The sequence below is a fragment of the Spongiibacter nanhainus genome, assembly GCF_016132545.1.
Taxonomy (GTDB): domain Bacteria; phylum Pseudomonadota; class Gammaproteobacteria; order Pseudomonadales; family Spongiibacteraceae; genus Spongiibacter; species Spongiibacter nanhainus.
Window position 1 is genome coordinate 357338 of sequence record NZ_CP066167.1, and the last position, 18465, is coordinate 375802.

The 18465-nt window shown below is 59.5% G+C and carries 15 protein-coding genes and 1 riboswitch; of the genes, 9 read left to right on the forward strand and 6 right to left on the reverse strand.

Features of this window, described 5'->3' with window-relative positions; translation table 11 throughout:
- Window positions 1-111 precede the first annotated feature (111 nt).
- The 6 genes from I6N98_RS01725 (at window position 112) to I6N98_RS01750 (ending at window position 6859) form a co-directional block, all read left to right on the forward strand.
- Window positions 112-1449 carry a mechanosensitive ion channel family protein gene (locus tag I6N98_RS01725; protein WP_232787432.1) on the forward strand — a complete coding sequence of 446 codons (1338 nt, stop codon included), beginning with the start codon at window positions 112-114 and terminating at the stop codon, window positions 1447-1449.
- A 163-nt stretch (window positions 1450-1612) separates the two neighbouring features.
- Window positions 1613-2512 (forward strand): DMT family transporter, encoded by a 900-nt coding sequence (locus tag I6N98_RS01730; protein ID WP_198570110.1) that lies wholly within the window; start codon window positions 1613-1615, stop codon window positions 2510-2512.
- Window positions 2513-2559: 47 nt separating this feature from the next.
- Window positions 2560-2675, forward strand: a riboswitch (TPP riboswitch).
- 72 nt (window positions 2676-2747) lie between these two features.
- Window positions 2748-4631, forward strand: coding sequence for a phosphomethylpyrimidine synthase ThiC (thiC, locus tag I6N98_RS01735; RefSeq protein ID WP_198570111.1), 1884 nt, complete (start codon window positions 2748-2750; stop codon window positions 4629-4631).
- A gap of 50 nt (window positions 4632-4681) precedes the next feature.
- Entirely contained in the window at window positions 4682-5746 is a 1065-nt protein-coding gene (gene thiO, locus I6N98_RS01740) for a glycine oxidase ThiO (RefSeq protein WP_198570112.1), read from the forward strand.
- 89 nt (window positions 5747-5835) lie between these two features.
- A complete protein-coding gene (thiS, locus tag I6N98_RS01745; protein WP_198570113.1) occupies window positions 5836-6039 on the forward strand; it encodes a sulfur carrier protein ThiS in 204 nt (67 codons plus the stop codon).
- Window positions 6040-6064: 25 nt separating this feature from the next.
- Window positions 6065-6859, forward strand: a complete 795-nt coding sequence (locus I6N98_RS01750; RefSeq protein WP_198570114.1) for a thiazole synthase — start codon at window positions 6065-6067, stop codon at window positions 6857-6859.
- Window positions 6860-6903: 44 nt separating this feature from the next.
- Here the strand turns inward: I6N98_RS01750 and I6N98_RS01755 are convergent, their stop codons facing one another.
- The 5 genes from I6N98_RS01755 to I6N98_RS01775 all read right to left on the reverse strand — a co-directional run bounded on the left by I6N98_RS01755 (window position 6904) and on the right by I6N98_RS01775 (window position 13406).
- Entirely contained in the window at window positions 6904-7188 is a 285-nt protein-coding gene (locus tag I6N98_RS01755) for a hypothetical protein (protein WP_198570115.1), read from the reverse strand.
- A gap of 379 nt (window positions 7189-7567) precedes the next feature.
- Entirely contained in the window at window positions 7568-8590 is a 1023-nt protein-coding gene (locus I6N98_RS01760; RefSeq protein WP_198570116.1) for a tyrosine-protein phosphatase, read from the reverse strand.
- Window positions 8591-8633: 43 nt separating this feature from the next.
- The gene (locus tag I6N98_RS01765; protein WP_198570117.1) at window positions 8634-11108 is read right to left on the reverse strand and encodes a TonB-dependent receptor; all 2475 of its coding nucleotides are present in this window, start codon (window positions 11106-11108) and stop codon (window positions 8634-8636) included.
- Window positions 11109-11328: 220 nt separating this feature from the next.
- Complete coding sequence (locus I6N98_RS01770; protein WP_198570118.1) at window positions 11329-12558, reverse strand: hypothetical protein; 1230 nt, start codon at window positions 12556-12558, stop codon at window positions 11329-11331.
- Window positions 12555-13406 (reverse strand): substrate-binding domain-containing protein, encoded by an 852-nt coding sequence (locus I6N98_RS01775; protein WP_198570119.1) that lies wholly within the window; start codon window positions 13404-13406, stop codon window positions 12555-12557. The genes I6N98_RS01770 and I6N98_RS01775 overlap by 4 nt, the downstream gene beginning before the upstream one ends.
- A gap of 114 nt (window positions 13407-13520) precedes the next feature.
- On the opposite strand from I6N98_RS01775, the gene thiD reads away from it, so the two are divergent.
- The 3 genes from thiD (at window position 13521) to ribA (ending at window position 16373) form a co-directional block, all read left to right on the forward strand.
- Window positions 13521-15008: a bifunctional hydroxymethylpyrimidine kinase/phosphomethylpyrimidine kinase gene (gene thiD, locus I6N98_RS01780; protein WP_198570120.1), complete on the forward strand. Its 1488-nt coding sequence runs from the start codon at window positions 13521-13523 to the stop codon at window positions 15006-15008.
- Window positions 15005-15658 carry a retropepsin-like aspartic protease family protein gene (locus tag I6N98_RS01785; protein WP_198570121.1) on the forward strand — a complete coding sequence of 218 codons (654 nt, stop codon included), beginning with the start codon at window positions 15005-15007 and terminating at the stop codon, window positions 15656-15658. Before thiD ends, I6N98_RS01785 begins: the two co-directional genes overlap by 4 nt.
- A 130-nt stretch (window positions 15659-15788) precedes the next feature.
- On the forward strand, window positions 15789-16373 hold the full coding sequence (gene ribA, locus I6N98_RS01790) for a GTP cyclohydrolase II (RefSeq protein ID WP_198571504.1): 585 nt from the start codon (window positions 15789-15791) through the stop codon (window positions 16371-16373).
- A gap of 63 nt (window positions 16374-16436) precedes the next feature.
- On the opposite strand, the gene dxs is transcribed toward ribA, so the two are convergent.
- Window positions 16437-18350 (reverse strand): 1-deoxy-D-xylulose-5-phosphate synthase, encoded by a 1914-nt coding sequence (gene dxs / locus I6N98_RS01795; protein WP_198570122.1) that lies wholly within the window; start codon window positions 18348-18350, stop codon window positions 16437-16439.
- Window positions 18351-18465: the final 115 nt, after the last annotated feature.

Genomic DNA, 18465 nt, shown 5'->3' on the forward strand with positions numbered 1-18465 from the left:
GAATGTCCCGCGATTATTGATTGACAAGGCATCGGCCTTGGCATTCCACTATAGCGTGTAATGTTAGTGTCCCACTTATAAGTCGTTAGGATTTCTTACAGAGCGGTGTGAATGGAAAATAAGAACCCAATAAAAGAGTTTGAACAGCAGTTGTTTCACTTCCTGGATATGTTGTCCCAGGGTGAGATTTACAGTGAGTTGGGGGTCATCACCCTGATTTACGTGCTTGCATGGTTACTGGCGGCCAGGGTGCGCAAAGTGCTGCCGGTATTGCGCACGCCGCCCTCGCCGCCGGAACAATACCCGCTAAAAAATCTGGCTTTCCGCTGCGGCAAGCTCTTATTCCCTGTCTTCGCCATTATGATGCTGCGCCTGGCGGTGGAATTTAGCGAATGGTTCACCGAGGAAGGCTGGATTATGCGGGTGGCGCTGACCATTGCCATCCTGCTGGTGTTCCTGTCCTTTGTGAATATCACTATCCGCAGCAAGGCGGTGGCGGCCTGGTTCCGCTGGGTGGGTACGCCCTTGATTTTCCTCCATCTGGTCGGTGCCCTGGATGACATCGTCGCGGTGTTGGATTCGGTCGCCGTCCAAGTGGGCAACATTCGGGTGTCTAGCTACGGCGTAATGCGCCTGGTGGTGTTTGGCTCACTGTTGTTTTGGCTGGGTCGAGTGTCCAGTGCGACGGGGCAGACCATTATCCGCCGTCAGGAATCCCTGGATATCCGCACCCGGGAGGTGCTGGCCAAGCTGTTTGAAATTGGCCTGACTATGGTGGTGGTATTGCTGCTACTGCAGGTGATGGGGATCAACCTCACGGCCTTGGCAGTATTTGGCGGTGCGGTGGGTGTCGGTCTGGGTTTTGGTCTACAGTCCATCGCCTCCAATTTTATATCCGGGATTATTATCCTGCTGGACCGCTCGGTGACAGTGGGGGATTACGTGGAGCTGGAGGATGGCCGCACCGGGATTGTTACCCAGTTGAATATGCGCTCCACCACGCTGGAGACCTACGACGGCAAAGATATTGTCGTACCCAATGAAAAATTCATTACCTCCAGCTTTACTAACTGGACTCACAAAAACAACAAACAGCGTTACCGGGTGGATTTTTCGGTGGCCTACAAAACCGATGTGCGTTCGATGGTGGAGTTGGTAAAAAAAGCGGTGGCCGAGCACCCGCAGGTGCTGAGCGGTGACAAGGTGCCTTTTGAAGAGCGCCCCGACTGCGAAATCGACAGCTTTGGCGACTCGGGCATCAACATGTTTGTCGAGTTCTGGATGGAGGGTATTGACGATGGTCGCAACCGGGTGGGCGGCGATCTGCTGTTGATTATCCTGGAGACCCTGCAGCAAAACGGTATCGAGATTCCCTTCCCTCAGCGGGAGGTGCGTATTCTCGATCCAGAGCATGGCCCCGCCTCCAATCAGCCTTCGGACGATGGCTAAGGGCGCGCGGCGCAGCGGTTTTGGTGCTGCTGCCCTGGGCCGTGCTGGGGTTGCTCGCCCGAAGGCTGTACAATGCCGGCGCCGGTAAGGCCGGCTCCCATCACCGTTGTCTGATCACCATTGCCTGATCGCCATCGACTAACCGCTGCTGAAGGACTGTATCTTGTCCGCCATTACCCAATCCAAAACGGCCCACCCTCTTCGTGCTGACCTGCTCTTGGTGCTGGTGACTATGTTGGCAGGCACTGGTTGGGTGTTCTCCCGGGAGGCCGTGTCGGGTTTTCAGCCACTGACTTTTATGTCGCTGCGTTTTTGCACCGCCGGTGTCATCTTGGCTGCGCTGGGTTGGACATCGCTGCGGGCCCTGAATGCTGCTCAGCTGCGAGCCGCCCTGCGGGTGGGGCTGTTATTTGGTATTGCCATGTTGTTTTGGATTACCGGACTGCGCCTGACCACCCACCTCGGTGTGGGCTCTTTTCTATGTAGCCTGGGTCTGGTGATGGTGCCCCTGGTCAGCCTGGTGTTTGGAGACCGACCCGGCCCGTCAGCGTTTTTGGCGCTGCCGGTAGCACTGGCTGGTTTGGCCTGCCTGTCGCTGGATAGTGAATTTCACCTGGGTGTCGCAGAGGCCTGTTTTTTGGGCTCGGCGGCGATGTTTGCGCTGATGTATGTGCTCAGCAGTCACGCTGCGGCCCGCACCCCCGCGTTGCCGCTGACCGCGATTCAGCTGCTGGTCACCGGGTGCGTGACGGGACTGGCCGCCGCGGTGCTGGAGCCCTTGGCGCTGGAGCAACCGCCGGCCATTTGGGGTTGGCTTCTGGCCAGTATTTTAATTGCCACCTGTATGCGCTTTCTTTTCCAGACCCATGCCATGGGGCAAAGTCCCCCCAGTCACAGCGCCATTATCATGAATTTGGAGCCGGTGTGGACGGCACTGCTGGCGGCACTGTGGTTTGGCGAGCGAATGACGCTGCTGCAGCTTTGCGGCTGCGGACTGATTTTCAGTGCGCTGTTGGTGAATCGCTGGCCGATGCTGAGGAAGTGGCTGCGCAGTCTAGCTTGAACAGCCCTGTTCACTTGTCAATCTGAATCACAGCCCCTACACTGATGCCTGTCTTGTCGGGGCGCCCCCGCGGAATAAACCGCACTGGGCTGAGATCGCGAAAGCGGGTCCCGTTGTACCTGATCTGGGTAATGCCAGCGTAGGGAACAAGATCGTCACCAGTAAAAATCCGTCTGTATTTGCTGCCGATCGTTCCTCGCTGCGCGCCCGTGTAAACGTGTGCATAGGGGGAAATATGAGCTCATCTGAATATCCACTGCTGCGGGAAACCGCCCAAGTCGATGCAGCGGCGGTGGAACCGCTGCCCGCGTCCTCTAAACAGTATTTGAAAGGCAGCCGCGCCGATATCCAGGTGCCGTTCCGGGAAATCAAGCTGACCGCCACGCCGGTTCAGGACAGCGACGGCAGTACCCGCCTGGAGCCCAATGCACCGGTGCGGGTCTACGACACCTCGGGCCCCTACACCGATCCCAAAGCTGAGATCGACATCCGCAAGGGCCTGGCGCCGCTGCGGGAACCGTGGATTGTCGATCGCGGCGACACTGAACTGTTGTCTGGCGATACCTCTGAATACACCCGCAAGCGGGCCGCCGATTTGAGCCTGGAGCAGCTGCGTTTTGACCTCAAGCGCAAGCCCCGCCGGGCGGTGGCGGGCAAGAACGTCAGCCAGATGCACTACGCCCGTCAGGGAATTATCACCCCTGAGATGGAATACATCGCCATCCGCGAGAACATGGCGTTGGCCGAGGCCCGGGAATCCGGCGATCTGGCGTTTCAGCACCCCGGTCAGTCCTTTGGCGCCAGTATTCCCAAGGAGATTACCCCGGAGTTTGTGCGGGACGAAGTTGCCCGGGGCCGGGCCATCATCCCCGCCAATATCAATCACCCGGAGCTGGAGCCGATGATTATCGGCCGCAATTTCCTGGTCAAAATTAACGGCAATATCGGTAACTCGGCGCTGGGTTCCTCCATTGAGGAAGAGGTGGCCAAGCTGACCTGGGGGATTCGCTGGGGCGCCGACACCATGATGGACCTGTCCACCGGTAAAAACATTCACGAGACCCGGGAGTGGATTATCCGCAACTCGCCGGTGCCAGTGGGCACGGTGCCGATCTACCAGGCGCTGGAGAAAGTCGACGGCGTTGCCGAGGACCTAACCTGGGAAGTGTTCCGGGATACCCTGATCGAACAGGCCGAGCAGGGGGTGGATTACTTTACCATCCACGCCGGTGTGCTGCTGCGCTACGTACCGATGACCGCCAAGCGGGTAACGGGCATTGTCTCCCGGGGCGGATCGATTATGGCCAAGTGGTGTCTGGCCCACCATAAAGAGAGCTTTCTCTACACCCACTTTGACGAAATCTGTGAAATCATGAAGGCCTACGATGTGTCCTTCTCACTGGGTGATGGTTTGCGCCCCGGTTCCGTGGCTGACGCCAACGATGAGGCGCAATTTAGTGAGTTGCGCACGTTGGGCGAGTTGACCAAAAAGGCCTGGGAACACGATGTACAGGTGATGATTGAGGGTCCCGGTCACGTGCCCATGCAGATGATCAAGGAGAATATGGATGAGCAGCTCAAGCACTGCTATGAAGCGCCATTCTATACTCTCGGGCCTTTGACCACCGATATCGCACCGGGCTATGACCATATCACCTCCGGTATCGGCGCTGCCCAGATCGGCTGGTATGGCTGTGCCATGCTCTGCTACGTCACGCCCAAGGAGCACCTGGGGCTGCCCAACAAAGACGACGTGAAAACCGGCATCATTACCTACAAGATTGCCGCTCACGCCGCCGACCTGGCCAAGGGGCACCCGGGTGCCCAGGTTCGGGACAACGCCCTCTCCAAGGCGCGCTTTGAATTCCGCTGGGAGGACCAGTTCAACCTGTCGCTGGACCCGGATACCGCCCGGGCCTTCCACGACGAGACCCTGCCCAAAGAGTCGGCCAAGGTCGCTCACTTCTGTTCGATGTGTGGCCCTAAATTCTGTTCGATGAAAATCAGCCAGGAAGTGCGGGACTACGCCGATCAGCAAGAAGCTGAACTGGAAGCCGAGATGCAGAAAAAGTCGGAAGAGTTTAAAGAGCAGGGCAGCGAGCTCTACCACAAAGTGTAGGGCGGACAACGCTTACGCTGTCCGCCGTTTGTTCGGAACGGAAAATGGCTATGCCACAGCACATCGCTATCGTCGGCGCCGGCCTGATCGGTCGGCTGCTGGCTTGGAAGCTTCTTGAAAAAGGAGTGACGGTGACCCTGTTTGAGCGGGGCAGCCGGGATGGCGAGGGCAGTGCGGCCCGGGTCGCCGCAGCGATGCTGGCACCCTACACCGAAGTGGTCCACGCCGAACGAGTGGTGTTTGACTGGGGCAGGGAAGCGCTGGACTGGTGGCCGAAGGCCTTGCAAGATCTGCAGCGACTGACAGGAATTACCGTGCCGATTGGCCTCAGTGGCAGTATCGCGGTGGCCCACGAACAGGACCGCTCCAGTATGCAGCAGCTGCGTCAGGCCCTGCAGGCAGCGGTGCCGGACCATATGGACAAGGTCGAGGAGCTGGATCGTGCCGGCTTGGATGCTCTGGAGCCGGCGCTGAGTGAGCATTTTCATGGTGGTCTCTACCTGCGGGAAGAAGGCTATCTGGATAATCGCCAGCTGTTGCACGCCCTGGATAAGGCTATCGAAAAACTCGGTGGTCAGTGGCGGGAGCACAGCCCGGTGGAGGACATCGGCCCTGGCCGTGTTCAGTGCGATGGCAATGCCCAATCCTTTGATCAGGTCATAGACTGCCGCGGCATCGGTGCAAAACTTGACCTGAGTAAATTGCGGGGCGTGCGGGGCGAGGTGCTTTGGGTGCGGGCGCCGGAGGTCAGTCTGTCCCGTCCGGTGCGATTGATGCACCCGCGTTACAAGCTCTATATTTCGCCGCGCTCCGACCACCGCTATGTGATTGGCGCCACTGAAATCGAGAGCGAGTCCATGGCGCCAGTGACAGTGCGCTCCAGCCTGGAGCTGCTGTCAGCTCTGTACACGGTGCACAGTGGTTTTGCCGAGGCGGTGGTGGAGGAGAGTCTGGTTCACTGCCGGCCGGCAATGCCGGATAACTTGCCGGTGGTCCTGGACGAACCGGGCTTGATGCGGGTCAACGGCTTGCATCGCCACGGCTATTTGCTGGGGCCAAAGGTGGTGGAAGAGGCTTTGGGGAAGTTGGATATTGCGGTTGAGCGGCGGACATGAAAGGCGTTGTCCGCCCTACACATACGATGGCGTAGGGCGGACAACGCTTTATCTGTCCGCCAGGATAAACCAATACGAAACCAAGTATCATGATCTCGGTAAGTGTAAACAACGAAGATAAACAGTGCGATCCGGCCCAGCCGCTATCCAGTCACCTCGATGACTGGGGATTTCAATGCGAGAAGGTGGCGGTAGCTGTCAACGGCGATTTTGTACCCCGCTCCAGTTACGGCGATTATCAGCTCAGTAACGGCGATCAGGTGGATGTGTTGGCGCCGGTTCAGGGTGGCTAGAGAGCAGCTAACTTAAGGTGTCAGTATGAGTGATAATGGCGATACATGGACTTTGTACGGGCAGACGTTCAGTAGTCGTTTGCTGATTGGCTCGGCCCTGTATCCGTCCCCCAAGGTCATGCAAGACGCGATTACGGCTTCCGGTTCGGAGATCGTCACGGTTTCTCTGCGCCGTCAGTCGCCTGAACAGCAAGGCGGAGGTGGTTTTTGGGATCAGCTGCGGGAACTGAATCTCACACTATTGCCCAATACCGCCGGTTGCCACAGCGTGAAAGAGGCGGTGACCCTGGCGCAAATGAGCCGGGAGCTGTTCGATACCGATTGGATAAAGCTGGAAGTGGTGGGGGATGACTACAACCTCCAGCCGGATCCAGTCGGCACCATTGAAGCGGCGGAAATACTGATCAACGAAGGTTTTAAGGTTTTCCCTTACTGCACCGACGACCTGGTGATTTGCCAGCGCCTGCGGGACGTAGGCTGCCAGGTGTTGATGCCCTGGGGCTCGCCAATCGGCACCGGACGGGGCCTGATGAATCCCTATAACTTACAGGCCATTCGCGATCGCATCCCCGAGCTGCCCTTGATTGTGGATGCCGGTATCGGCAAGCCCTCCCACGCGGTGCAGGCCTTGGAGCTGGGCTACGACGGCATACTGCTCAACACTGCGGTGGCTCAAGCCAATCATCCCATCACCATGGCTGGGGCATTCCGGGATGCGGTCAACGCCGGTCGCAGTGCTTACTTAGCCGGCGCCATGCCCGAACGCCAAACTGCTTCTCCGTCGACCCCCACGCTTGGCATGCCTTTCTGGCACCAATAGCTTGGGGCGGCATGCCGGCGGACATAAACGATGTCCGCCCTACCCTACTCTCTGATAATCAGATCGTGCTTTAAGATTAGGTTGCCCTCTTCGTCGAGCTGGGCATAGTGCCGCGTATCGGTGTTTTGGAGCACGGTGACTCGCTCCTGGAATAGTGGTCGTCGAACAAAACACAGCGACCAGGCGAAATTCTCCGCTTGGTGTATGGCGGCGCATTGTGCATCGGTCAGATGTTCTCGGTAGTCATCCGGAATGGGTGGGAGCTGTTTGGCCCGTCGGTCATTGACGGGTGCTGGCGCGCTTGCTCTGGCTGATAGGTGCTGCTCCATGCTCAAGGTCCTCGCGGTTAATCGGCGTTTTTCTTTTCTCCAGTCTCCAGCAGCACTCCCGCTTGGCTGAGCTACCCACTGCCGGTGATCTTGCAACCTTGCAGGGGTTACGACACTGGCGGCAGGGTGGTGTGTACTAAGCGGCATTATATTGGTGTTAGATATAGATAGGGTCGGTGAGATTGGCGGCCAAGTCCAATACCCAAATGCTTTAATCTAGGTCGGCTTTATTATTTTATTCTATATAAGGTGGGGAGGAATAAGGCGTTTTCTGAGTGGCTTGAGGCGGACAACAACCGCGTTGTCCGCCCTACGTTCGCGATGTTCTTCCAATCGAGTAGGGCGGACAGCGCTTTACCTGTCCGCCGGTCCATGCGGCCTAGTCTAGATAACGCCCGCGTAACGTGGCGATATCCTCAGCGTCGACACCGATGGCCTGGTCCAGGTAAGCCTCCACCGAGCCGTAGCGGCTTTCGATCTCCTCAAATGCAAAACTTAAAAAAGGCGTGCCATCGGCAGTATACAAAGGGTTGGGTTTGTCGGAATGACCGCTCTTACTATAGCCCAGCATCATCTTGGCGAAAGCATTTGTTTTGGCCGCTTGCTTTAGGTCAACGTCGCCTTTCTCGTTTTTGGGGCGGCGGTATTGGGTGGATAGGAGGTAGTCCTTGAGAATGGTCTCGCGGGGCACGCCCAGGGCGCTGAGAATCATTGCCGAGGTAAAGCCGGTGCGGTCCTGCCCTGCGGAGCAGTTCACCACCACAGCACCATCGGCCTCCAGCAATTCGTTGAAGTAGAGGCGCAGCTGGGGCTGCAGCTGTTGGGGAAGGTGGCGGTAGAGTTTAGCCATCATCAGCGAAGGGTCTTTGCTTATCGCCTCTTTGGCGGCCTCATCCATGTCGCCCTTGGGCATGGATTTGCCCATCATCGCCAGCATGCTGTATTCGTGATTAATGTAATTTACATCGTCACTGGCCTGTACCCAGCGGTTGGGGTAAAGCTCCAGCTCATCGCTGGAGCGCAGATCCACCACTGCACTGAAATTCATTTGATTCAGCGCCGCCATATCCTGCGCAGTGAGGCTGGTCATGGCGCCGGAGCGGAACAGCATATTGCGGCGAACCGTTTTGCCGTCCACGGTCATGTAGCCGCCCATATCCCGGAAGTTAGAGCTGCCCTCCAGTTTCAGCACCCGCTCGTCGCTGGCCACCAGCGCGGCATTGTGTTGTGAGATGCTGTCCTGGCTGACTGTTGCCTGAGCGGCCTGTGGAGATACCTCGCTGCTGGCGCAGCCGGCAAGTCCCAGGCCCAGGGTCAGCGCCGAGAGTAATCCAATCGCCAGCGAGTGGCGGCGTGCTGCGCGGGCGAGGCCCGCGCTGTTGTTGCTGATCAATCGATCCATGGTGATATCCTTTTTGTTAAGTCTACTCGAAGCGAGGCCGGAGTTAGAAATTCACCCGTGCGCCCAGCAGGTAGCGGCGGCCGTAACTTTCCGACTGGTTGATGGTGCCATTGCCGGCGTAGCGCACGTCGGTTTCGTCAGTTAGGTTGTTGGCGTTGAAGTACACGGACATTCGCGCGCCATCGAAGTCGAAGGGCAGTTCGTAGCTCACGCTCAAGTCAACCCGTTTCTGCTCGCCCCACTTTTCGCTGGGGTCTTCGATGGGCGACACCCATTCATCCCGGTACTGGTAGTTCACTCGGGTGGACAAACCGAAGTTCTCGTAAAACAGCGACACGTTGTAAATCATGTCTGAGGTGCCGGGGAGATCAGACTTTGTGCCGTCCAATTCTTCAAACTCGCTGTTGAGTAAGGTCATATTGGCGCTGATACCAAAGCCGTCCAATGTCTGTGTTAGGTCGACGGCGTGGCCGATAAAGTTCAGTTCGATCCCGCTCATTTCGCCATTGTCGCCATTGACTGCGCCGGTGTAAGTCCATTCCTGACCCTGCTCGCTGGGCACGTAAATACCGCCATTGATGGTCGTGCTGTCGGCATAGATCACGTTGTCTATCTGACGATAGAAGGCACCTACTGAAGCGATGCTGGCGGGCGCGAAGTACCACTCAAGTGATGTGTCGATACCTATGGCTTCCTCGGCGTCGAGGGTTGGGTTCCCGCCCCGGACTTCCTCGTTGGCGACGTCGACGGACGCCGCCGCACGCCACTCGTCGTAGGTTGGCCGGTTGACACCGGTGGAGCCGGAGATACGCAGCTTCAAGTCGTCAGCCAGATCAATATTGACGTGAACGCTGGGCAGAATATTGGTGAAGTCGTCGTCGACAGCTATTTTCTCGCCGTCCACCGTGCCTTCGCTGGTGTAATCGGTCTGTTCGATGCGGGCACCGGCGACGATGTTACCCCAGGCAAAGCGGGTGGTGGTCATAGCGTAGAGGGCGAGGATGTCTTCGTCCATGACGATCAGGTCGGCGGGGCTGGGCTCAATGCTCCCCAGACCAGCCTGTTGCCAGGCTTTGCGCAGGCCTTTGTTGTTGTAGTAGGTGCCGCCAATGGTGTTACTGGTTTTGGCATCCCAGCGGCGACCGGTGTTGAAATCGTCGATATTGATGGACGCCGGGAAAGGCGCCACTGACGGGCTGCCGATCACGTAACCATCGGCTTCCCGCTGGTCCAGTTGCAGACCAATTTCCAGGGTGGCGCCCAAGTCAAACCACTCAAAGTCACGCTCGGCATCCAGCTTGAATTTGTCGACGTCGACCTCGAGAGACTGACCGTAAAGAATGCCCAGGGTCATATTGTAGGCCAGGTCGTTGAGGTCGTCGGCCAGATACAGCTTGGGATTTTCGGTGTCACTCAAATCGTAGTCCGCGGTCGTTGCAGCGCCCATGCTGCGGGGAATCGGCAGGTAGGTTGTTGCTTCGGTTTCGGTGAGGTTGTAGCGGCCCTCTACCACCCAGTTGCCCAGCTGTAAGTCGGCGCCCAGGGTGTTGGTGAAGGTGGAGTTTTCGTAGCGGCCGTATTCCAGCATCCGCGACACTGCCGCAGCCCGGTCACTGGCTGTAGTGCCAGCTACCGGCTCGCTAAAGGTGAACACAAACTGGTTGCGCTCTTCCTTGTCGACAAACTCGCTGTACAGGGTGGAGAAAAAGGCGCGTTGCAGTGTGCCGTCGCCGCGGAATTCAAAGGTTCCGCCGTGGGCGCTGTCTTCCCGCACGATCTTATAGCTGCGGAAATCCAACTCGTTGACCACCAGCTCGCCGTTGTCGTCCCGCTCCAGGTCGTATTCCCGGTTGTCGGTGATCTGTTCCCGGCTGTTTGCCGAGCTGAACAGCACCACGCCAAAGTGGTCGTTGGACCAGGCGCCGCGCAGGCCGAACTTGTCGATATCGCCGCCACCCAGTTTCTGTTCCCCCATGCCGATATCGCCGGCGAAGGAGAAGCCCTCCTGGGCAAAGGGGCTGAAGGTGTGAATATTGATAAAGCCGGCGACGGATTCGCCGGGCATATTGGGCAGAATCGCCTTGTTGGCCTCGACCCGGCTGGTGATCACCGAGGGAAAGCTGTCAAAGCGCGGCACCCGGCCGTTATCGGCGCCGGGCACGTCGATGCCGTCAAAGGCGATACTGGTGTAGCGGAAAGGGGCGCCGCGGAAGTTGATGTAGCGGGCCTGGCCCTGGTCCCGCTCGATGGCCAGACCGGGCAGGCGGCCCAGAGAATCGGCCAGGTTCTGATCGGGGAAGCGACCGATGGTGTCGGAGGAGATAATATCGACGTAGTTGTCGGCCATCTGTTTCGCTTCCAGGGCGGCCTGCTGGCTGTCTTTGATGGGGGCGGCGACAACGGTAACGACCTCGACGTCCGGTTTGGCGTCCGCGGCAGGTTGCTGGGCGACGGCGGCGCCACTGGCCAGGGCGATGGCCGAGCACAGCAAGGTTTTGCGAAAGTCTAAGGCTCTCATTAAGTGTGTCTCCTAAATGTTTGGGACGGGCCGCTCAGACGGCGCTCTAATTCTCGGGGGCCCAGAAAGCGGCAGTGGTCGCCAGATTTGCTAGAGCCCCGAGCAGGTTAAAAAGGCAACGGTAACTGGGTGATGCGGGAGGAATTGTGGGTGTCTTGTATGTCGAAACCGTGAAAAAGATGTCTCTAAACGCCTTGGGGATATCTGTAAAAGCCCCGTGTTATGGGCGTTTGCTGTCAATCTGGATGTGTTGGGGCAAGGCGGCCAGGCGATATTTGGAGCGGGCGGTGCGATGATCCCTCTCCAGCTCAAAGAGATAGGGCGCCGCCAGTTGCTCGCCAAGTAGGCGGGTGACCTCGTCTTTAATTTTGCTGCGATTCTGGTCCAGGGTTTTGGCCCGCAGGCCTTTTTCCTGCAAATCGTTGATGGCTTTCTGATGGCCGCCGAGGCTCTCCATTAATTCGCTCAGTTCTTTGGCGCTGTCGTGGTCGGGGCGGTTGGAGGGGGGGTTGACGAACCAGCCCCCGTCGTCGTCATTTTGGTCGTTCCGGCGGCCGGCGTTCCGGTGGCCGGCACTCCGGCGGCGGGCATACCAAAGATAGTAAAAGTAGGGTGTGGCTGGCAGGCCAATTTCCACTCCGTGGGCCCAGACCCGCATTTGCCCGGTATCAAAGTGCAGGTGGGGTGGCGCCTCGGCAATATCCAGCGCTGCCGAGCTCTGCCCCGGCAGCAGATCCACAGCCAGCTCCAGCCATTGCAGGCAATCCGCCGAGTCCAGTTGCCGGCCGGAGACACTGCGCAGTGCCTCCAGGGGGTCGCAGCCCCGGGCCAGCAGCAGCGCCAAAGCCTGCTGTTGGGTAGGGCTGTAGAGCCGCTGCTGGTGGCTCAATTCCAGGGCGCGATCGCGACTGATACCGCTGGCGATAAGGCGGTCAAAGATCTGTCGCTGGCCCGGTGGCAGTGGCGGCAATATCTGCGCCGCAATGAACAGGGCGAGCATGGCCAGACCAAAGGGCAGGCTCAGCGCGACAGGCCAGTTGACCTTGCAGTCGAGCCCCAGGGTCAGGGACTCCTGCTGTTCTCCAAGTTGCCAGTCCAGCAATACATGGCGATCGACAACGCCGGGCTGCAGAGCTTCGGTGTAGGGGTTGCCGCGCAGTTGCAGTACTCGGGCTCGGCACTGGGTCAGCGGGCTCAGTAGGTTTTGGGGATCCAACTTGCTGAGGTCGGTGTTGATCCGCTGGGCCAGCAAATCGTTGAGGCGGTGGTAGTCATAGAGGTTAACGCTGGCCTCGACAATGGCTTTGGGGAGCCGCTGGTCAATCTGGGCGCGCAAATCCTCCGACAGGGTGTTCAGCGCCTGCCACACGATAAACACTGTCAGCAGGGCCGTGGCGGGGATGACCATCAGGCTCGCGGTCAGCAGGCGTTTGCTCAGGGCGCGGTTCACGGGCAGCCCTCTGGCGTGAGCGTGGAGTCTCCCTCGAACAGCTGATCAAACAGTTGCAGGGCCTCGCTTAGCTCGCAGGCCAGCTCGGGGGAGTAGTGGCTGCGCTGTAGAAACCAGCTCCCCGAGGGGACGTCGTCATCCATCAGGGTAAAGTGCAGCTCGGTTTCGGTTAGCCCTTCAAGGCCGCCGCCGGTGCTGCTAATGATGTCCACTTCACCCGCCAGGAAGGCCTTGAGAATTCCTTTGAAGCCCGGGTAAAAACGCTTTTGTTGTGGCGCGAGTTCGATGCCGGCAGCGGTTAGCGCCGCCATCGGTCGCAGATAGAAACTGAGGCTCTGCTGGTCCTGGGAGAAGCCGACCACCTTGTCGGCCAGGTAGGCCTGGGTAAGCTGGGGAGGGCTGTTCAGGCTCACCCAGTGCAGTGAATAGCGGGGCGAATCGATGATGGGCAGGTAGTAGGTGTGGGCGTCGGGGGTCAGTCCCTCGACGATATGGCGGCGGTTCCAGAACAGTTGATAGCGCCCCTCCACCAGGTGTTCGGCGCGGAGAAAGGCCCGCGGGTGCCAGCTAATGTCCACGGCTTGGTAGTGGCGGCCCACGATGTCGCTGTCGCACAGCCGGTCCGCCAGCTCTATTGCCAACTGGGAGGTCAGGGTCAGCACCTTGAAGGTTGGCAGGGTCCCGTCACCGCCAGTCGCGCAGCGATAGCTGTCGTAATGCCCCAGTTTAATCGGCTCAAAGTGCTGGTTTGTCAGCCACAGGCTCGCCAGCACAGGTAGCGCGGCCAGCAGGGCGACGAGCAGGGCGTAGACGGGGCGCCGTCGTGTGATGATCGGAAGTGAGCGCATAAATAGAATCGTTACCGGGCCCGAATGCTAGATATCGAATATGACGAGCAGATGACGGCGGGGATCGGCGTGTGCAGGTATACTGTGACGATCGGGAATAAACATAGAGGCTTTATGGCAGCGACCCACAGCAAACCCATTGCCTGGAGTATCGCCGGATCGGATTCCGGTGGTGGCGCCGGCATCCAGGCAGACCTGGCGACCTTCCACGACTTTGGCGTCCACGGCTGCACCGTGATCACCGCCATCACCGCGCAAAACAGCTTTGCGGTGGGGCAGGTGTCGATGACGCCGCGGCGCACCATGGCCGCCCAGATCAATGCCTTGGACAGTGACTTACAGGCGGATGCCATCAAGTTGGGGATGCTGGGCAGCACCGAAGTGGTGGAGATGGTGGCCAAGTATCTGGAGGACTACCGGGGTTTTGTGGTCTGCGATCCGGTGATGGTGTCTACGAGTGGCGGTGAGTTGATGGAGGACGGCGTCAGCGAAGTACTGGTGGAAAAACTGCTGCCCCGGGCGGACCTGCTGACTCCCAATCTCAGTGAGGCGCAAATTCTGTTGGGGCGGGAGATTAATGGCCTGGAGCAGGTCGAGCGGGCGGCGGCGGATATCGTTGCCATGGGCGCGCGGTCGGTGCTGTTGACCGGCGGCCACCTCAGTACACGGCACAGCCAACGTCACGATTACTGGACCGATGGCCAGGATGGCTTTTGGTTGAGCGGGCCCAATATCGACACCCTGAATACCCACGGCACCGGTTGTACTTTGTCTTCCGCCATTGCCGCGCTGATGGCCAAGGGCTTTGACCTGCGGGACGCCTTGGTGATTGCCAAGGCCTATGTATCCCAGGGCCTGCGCATGGCGGTGCAATTGGGGGGTGGCCCGGGGCCGGTGGGGCATGTGGGTTGGCCTCAGCGGCTGGCAGACTTCCCCTGTATCAGTCGCGACCTGGCCAGCTCGGTAACGCCGGCCTTTGCCTCCTGCGATGGGCCACTGGGCCTGTACCCGGTGGTGGAAACCGCGGACTGGGTCGAGACACTTTTGCAGTGGGGTGTAAAAACTGTGCAGCTGCGAGCCAAAGACCTACAGGGCGAAAGACTGGAAGCGGAGATTCAGCGCGCCGTTGCACTGGGCCGGGAGCATCAGGCGCGGGTCTTTATCAACGATCACTGGCAGCAGGCTATCGCCGCGGGCGCCTACGGCGTCCATCTCGGGCAGGGCGATCTGGATAGCGCTGATCTGGCGGCCATAGCCGCCGCGGGGCTGCGCCTTGGTGTCAGCACCCACTGTTATTACGAGGTGGCCCGGGCCCACGGCCTGCGTCCCAGCTATATCGCCATCGGCCCGATATTCCCCACCACCAGTAAAGATATGCCCTTTGGGCCCCAAGGGGTCAATCAACTGCGGCGCTGGGTCAATTTGTTGGGGCCTCACTACACGCTGACGGCGATTGGTGGAATTGATGGCAAGCGTGCTCCCGAGGTCCTCAGCACCGGGGTGGGCAGCTGCGCGATGATTACGGCGATCACCCTGGCCGATGATCCCCGTCAGATAGTGGAGCAATTGATGAGTCTGCACGCTGAGGCTGAGCTGGCATGACAACCCGGACGCTGCTGGCCAGCCTGTTCATGGTGTGCGCTGCGATGGCGTGGTCGGCGGCGTGGGCGGGAGAGAGTATCGTGGTTCGAGGCTTGTTTCAGGGCGCCGCCCTGTTAGAAATTAATGGCCTACGCAAACTGGTGCGGGAGGGGCAAACTCACCCCGGCGGCGCGCGTTTATTGTCCGCCACTGCCCGGGAGGCGGTGGTGGAGTGGCAGGGCGAGCGCCACACCCTGACCCTCAACCGTTCGGTGGGCGCCAACTACCGGGATCAGACTGGCGAGCCGGTGGTGCTGCATCGCAATCGCAATAACGAATACCGCAGCAGTATCTATATTAACAACCGCTCAGTGGATGCAGTGGTGGACACTGGCGCCAATGTGGTGGCCCTCAGCAGCCTGGACGCCAAACGTCTGGGTATCGAGTATCGCCAGGGCCAGCCCACCCGAGTGGCGACGGCCTCAGGGACCGGCAGCGGCTACCGCATTACGCTGGATACCGTGCGCCTGGGCACCATTACCCATCGCCATGTGCCGGCGGTAGTCATCGACGGTGATTTTCCCCATTTGGTGTTGCTGGGCATGACCTTTCTGGAGCATGTGGATCTGGAAGAGCGCGGCAGTGTGCTGACCCTGACGCCCCAGTTTTAATCGTCGGGCTGCTGCCAGCAGCGCCGCGGCGGTGGCGATAGTGGCAATTTCGATCACTTAAGCTCCTCTGGATTCGCCTGATTCGGGCGGTGCTGCTAGAATGCGCGACCGGTTAGATTTGGAGACACCCGTGTCGGTGAAGTTTGTAGAATCCTCCCAGCTTCCCACCCCCTGGGGAGTGTTTGATATTCACGGATTTGAAGACGCTGAGAGCGGCAAGGAGCACGTGGTATTGACCCTGGGCGATGTGAGTGACGGGCAGCCAGTTTTGGCTCGGGTGCACTCTGAGTGCCTGACGGGGGATGCCCTGTTCAGTATGCGTTGCGACTGCGGTGCTCAGCTGCAAGCGGCGCTGGAGAAAATTGCCGAAGAAGGCCGTGGGGTGTTGTTTTACCTGCGCCAGGAGGGGCGGGGCATCGGCTTGATGAACAAGATTCGCGCCTACAAATTGCAGGACGAAGGCGCAGACACCGTCGAAGCCAACGAAAAACTGGGTTTTGGTGCCGATATGCGGGATTACAGCCTGCTGAAGGTGATGTGCGAGCACCTTAATATTGGCAAGGTGCGCTTGATGACCAACAACCCCCGCAAGGTGAAGGCTCTCACTGACCAGGGTGTCGACGTCGTGGAGCGTTTGCCGCTACAAACCGGCCAAAACCCCCACAATGCCAAGTATTTGGCCACCAAATCCGGCAAGTTAGGGCATTTGTTCTAGCGGGCTTTAGCCGCGCGCCGCAAAATTGGCGCGTGCTCTCTTTAGTATGCGCAGTACCAGCGCTTATTTTACCGAACTGATGACGGCCCGCGGGTCATGCAGGGCCGCCAGGCGTTGGCGTATCTGCTGCTCAATCCCTTCTGCCGACAAGCCCACCGATGCCAGTTGCTCGCCGTGATTGCCGTGATCGACAAAGCGGTCGGGCAGCCCCAATTGCAGCACCGGCACTGAGCGGCCCTGCTGATTCAGGTACTCCACCACGGCGCTGCCGGCGCCGCCGGCAACAACGTTTTCTTCCAGTGTGACCAGCAGTTGGTGACCGTCGGCCAGTTGGTCGATCAGCGCGGTGTCCAGCGGCTTTACAAAGCGCATGTCGGCCACGCTGGCGTCGAGATTTTCTGCCGCGCTGAGCCCGACCGTCAGCAGGCTGCCGAAGTTGAGGATGGCCACTTCCCGGCCCTCCCGGCGCAGCAGGCCTTTGCCGATTTCCATGGCGGTCAGGGTGTTGACCAGCTCGACGCCGGGGCCGGTGCCCCGGGGGTAGCGCACCGCCGCAGGCCCGGGGTATTGATAGCCGGTGTGCAGCATCTGCCGGGTTTCGTTTTCGTCGGAGGGCGCCATTACCACCATATTGGGGATGCAGCGCAGGTAGCTGAGGTCAAAGGCCCCGGAGTGGGTGGGGCCGTCTTCGCCCACCAGGCCGGCCCGGTCGATACCGAATACCACATCCAGGTTTTGCAGGGCGATATCGTGGATCAACTGGTCGTAGGCGCGCTGTAAAAAGGTGGAGTAGATGGCCACCACCGGTTTGAGGCCGTCGCAGGCCATGCCCGCTGCCAGGGTCAGGGCGTGTTGCTCAGCAATGGCGACATCGTAAAAACGCTCCGGGAATTGCTTGGCAAAGGTGACCATGCCGGAGCCTTCACACATGGCGGGGGTAATCGCCACCAGTTTGTCGTCCCGGTCCGCTTCGTCGCACAGCCAGGCGCCGAAAATGTCCTGGTACTTGGGTTTCTTCGGCTTGGTCGAGGCCGGGCCCTTTTTGGGCTCGATCTTGGCAATGGCGTGAAAGCCCACCGGGTCGGCCTCGGCGGGGGCAAAGCCCTTGCCCTTCTGGGTCATGATATGCAGCATCTGCGGGCCTTCCAGCTCGCGGATATTGCGCAGGGTGGGCACCAACATATCCAGATCGTGGCCGTCGATGGGACCGATATAGTTAAAGCCCAGCTCCTCAAACAAGGGCGCCGGCGATACCATCCCTTTCATGTACTCTTCCAGCCGGGCGACGATTTCAGTGGCGGAGCGGGGCAGCTTGCTCAGTACCGACTTGCCGCCATCGCGGATCTGGTTGTAGGTTTTGGAGGCCCAGATTTTAGAGAAATAAGTGTTCAGACCGCCGGTATTCTTGGAGATCGACATCTGGTTGTCGTTAAGCACCACCAGCATATTGGCGCGGGTGTGGGCGGCGTGGTTGATGGCCTCAAAGGCCATGCCCGCGGTCATCGCGCCATCGCCGATCACCGCGACGGTGTGGCGATCCAGTTGTTGCTGGCGGGCGGCGATGGCCATGCCCAGCGCCGCACTGATGCTGGTGCTGGAGTGGCCCACGCCAAAGGTGTCGTACTCGCTCTCGTCCCGCTTGGGAAAGCCGGCCAAGCCGTTGCCCTGGCGCATGCTGCCCATGCGCTCCCGCCGGCCCGTGAGAATCTTGTGGGGATAGCACTGGTGTCCCACATCCCATACCAGCCGGTCGTTGGGGGTGTTGTAGACGTAGTGCAGGGCCAGGGTGAGCTCAACGACGCCCAGGCCGGCGCCAAAGTGGCCGCCGGTTTGACCGACGGTATAAAGCAGGAACTCCCGCAGCTCGTGGGCCAGCTGTGGCAGGTCGTCGACATCCAGCTGGCGCAGGTCGGCCGGGCTGGCAACAGTGTCCAGCAGCGGCGTCGTTGGGCGGTGGAGCGGAATTTCTTTAAACATCTATCGACGAGCTCGGAGTCGGTTCAAGGCGGCAATTGTAAACCAAAAGTCTGCGCTCGGCCCTATAGCCGGCAGTAATGCCACGGTAACGCCCTGCGGCGGTGGCGGGCAATGC

Bases quoted from the DNA above. Each gene is read 5' to 3' on its own strand.
- I6N98_RS01725 (WP_232787432.1), top strand. From the start codon at position 112: ATGGAAAATAAGAACCCAATAAAAGAGTTTGAACAGCAGTTGTTTCAC.
- thiC (WP_198570111.1), top strand. From the start codon at position 2,748: ATGAGCTCATCTGAATATCCACTGCTGCGGGAAACCGCCCAAGTCGAT.
- thiO (WP_198570112.1), top strand. From the start codon at position 4,682: ATGCCACAGCACATCGCTATCGTCGGCGCCGGCCTGATCGGTCGGCTG.
- thiS (WP_198570113.1), top strand. From the start codon at position 5,836: ATGATCTCGGTAAGTGTAAACAACGAAGATAAACAGTGCGATCCGGCC.
- I6N98_RS01750 (WP_198570114.1), top strand. From the start codon at position 6,065: ATGAGTGATAATGGCGATACATGGACTTTGTACGGGCAGACGTTCAGT.
- I6N98_RS01755 (WP_198570115.1), bottom strand. From the start codon at position 7,188: ATGGAGCAGCACCTATCAGCCAGAGCAAGCGCGCCAGCACCCGTCAAT.
- I6N98_RS01760 (WP_198570116.1), bottom strand. From the start codon at position 8,590: ATGGATCGATTGATCAGCAACAACAGCGCGGGCCTCGCCCGCGCAGCA.
- I6N98_RS01765 (WP_198570117.1), bottom strand. From the start codon at position 11,108: ATGAGAGCCTTAGACTTTCGCAAAACCTTGCTGTGCTCGGCCATCGCC.
- I6N98_RS01775 (WP_198570119.1), bottom strand. From the start codon at position 13,406: ATGCGCTCACTTCCGATCATCACACGACGGCGCCCCGTCTACGCCCTG.
- thiD (WP_198570120.1), top strand. From the start codon at position 13,521: ATGGCAGCGACCCACAGCAAACCCATTGCCTGGAGTATCGCCGGATCG.
- I6N98_RS01785 (WP_198570121.1), top strand. From the start codon at position 15,005: ATGACAACCCGGACGCTGCTGGCCAGCCTGTTCATGGTGTGCGCTGCG.
- dxs (WP_198570122.1), bottom strand. From the start codon at position 18,350: ATGTTTAAAGAAATTCCGCTCCACCGCCCAACGACGCCGCTGCTGGAC.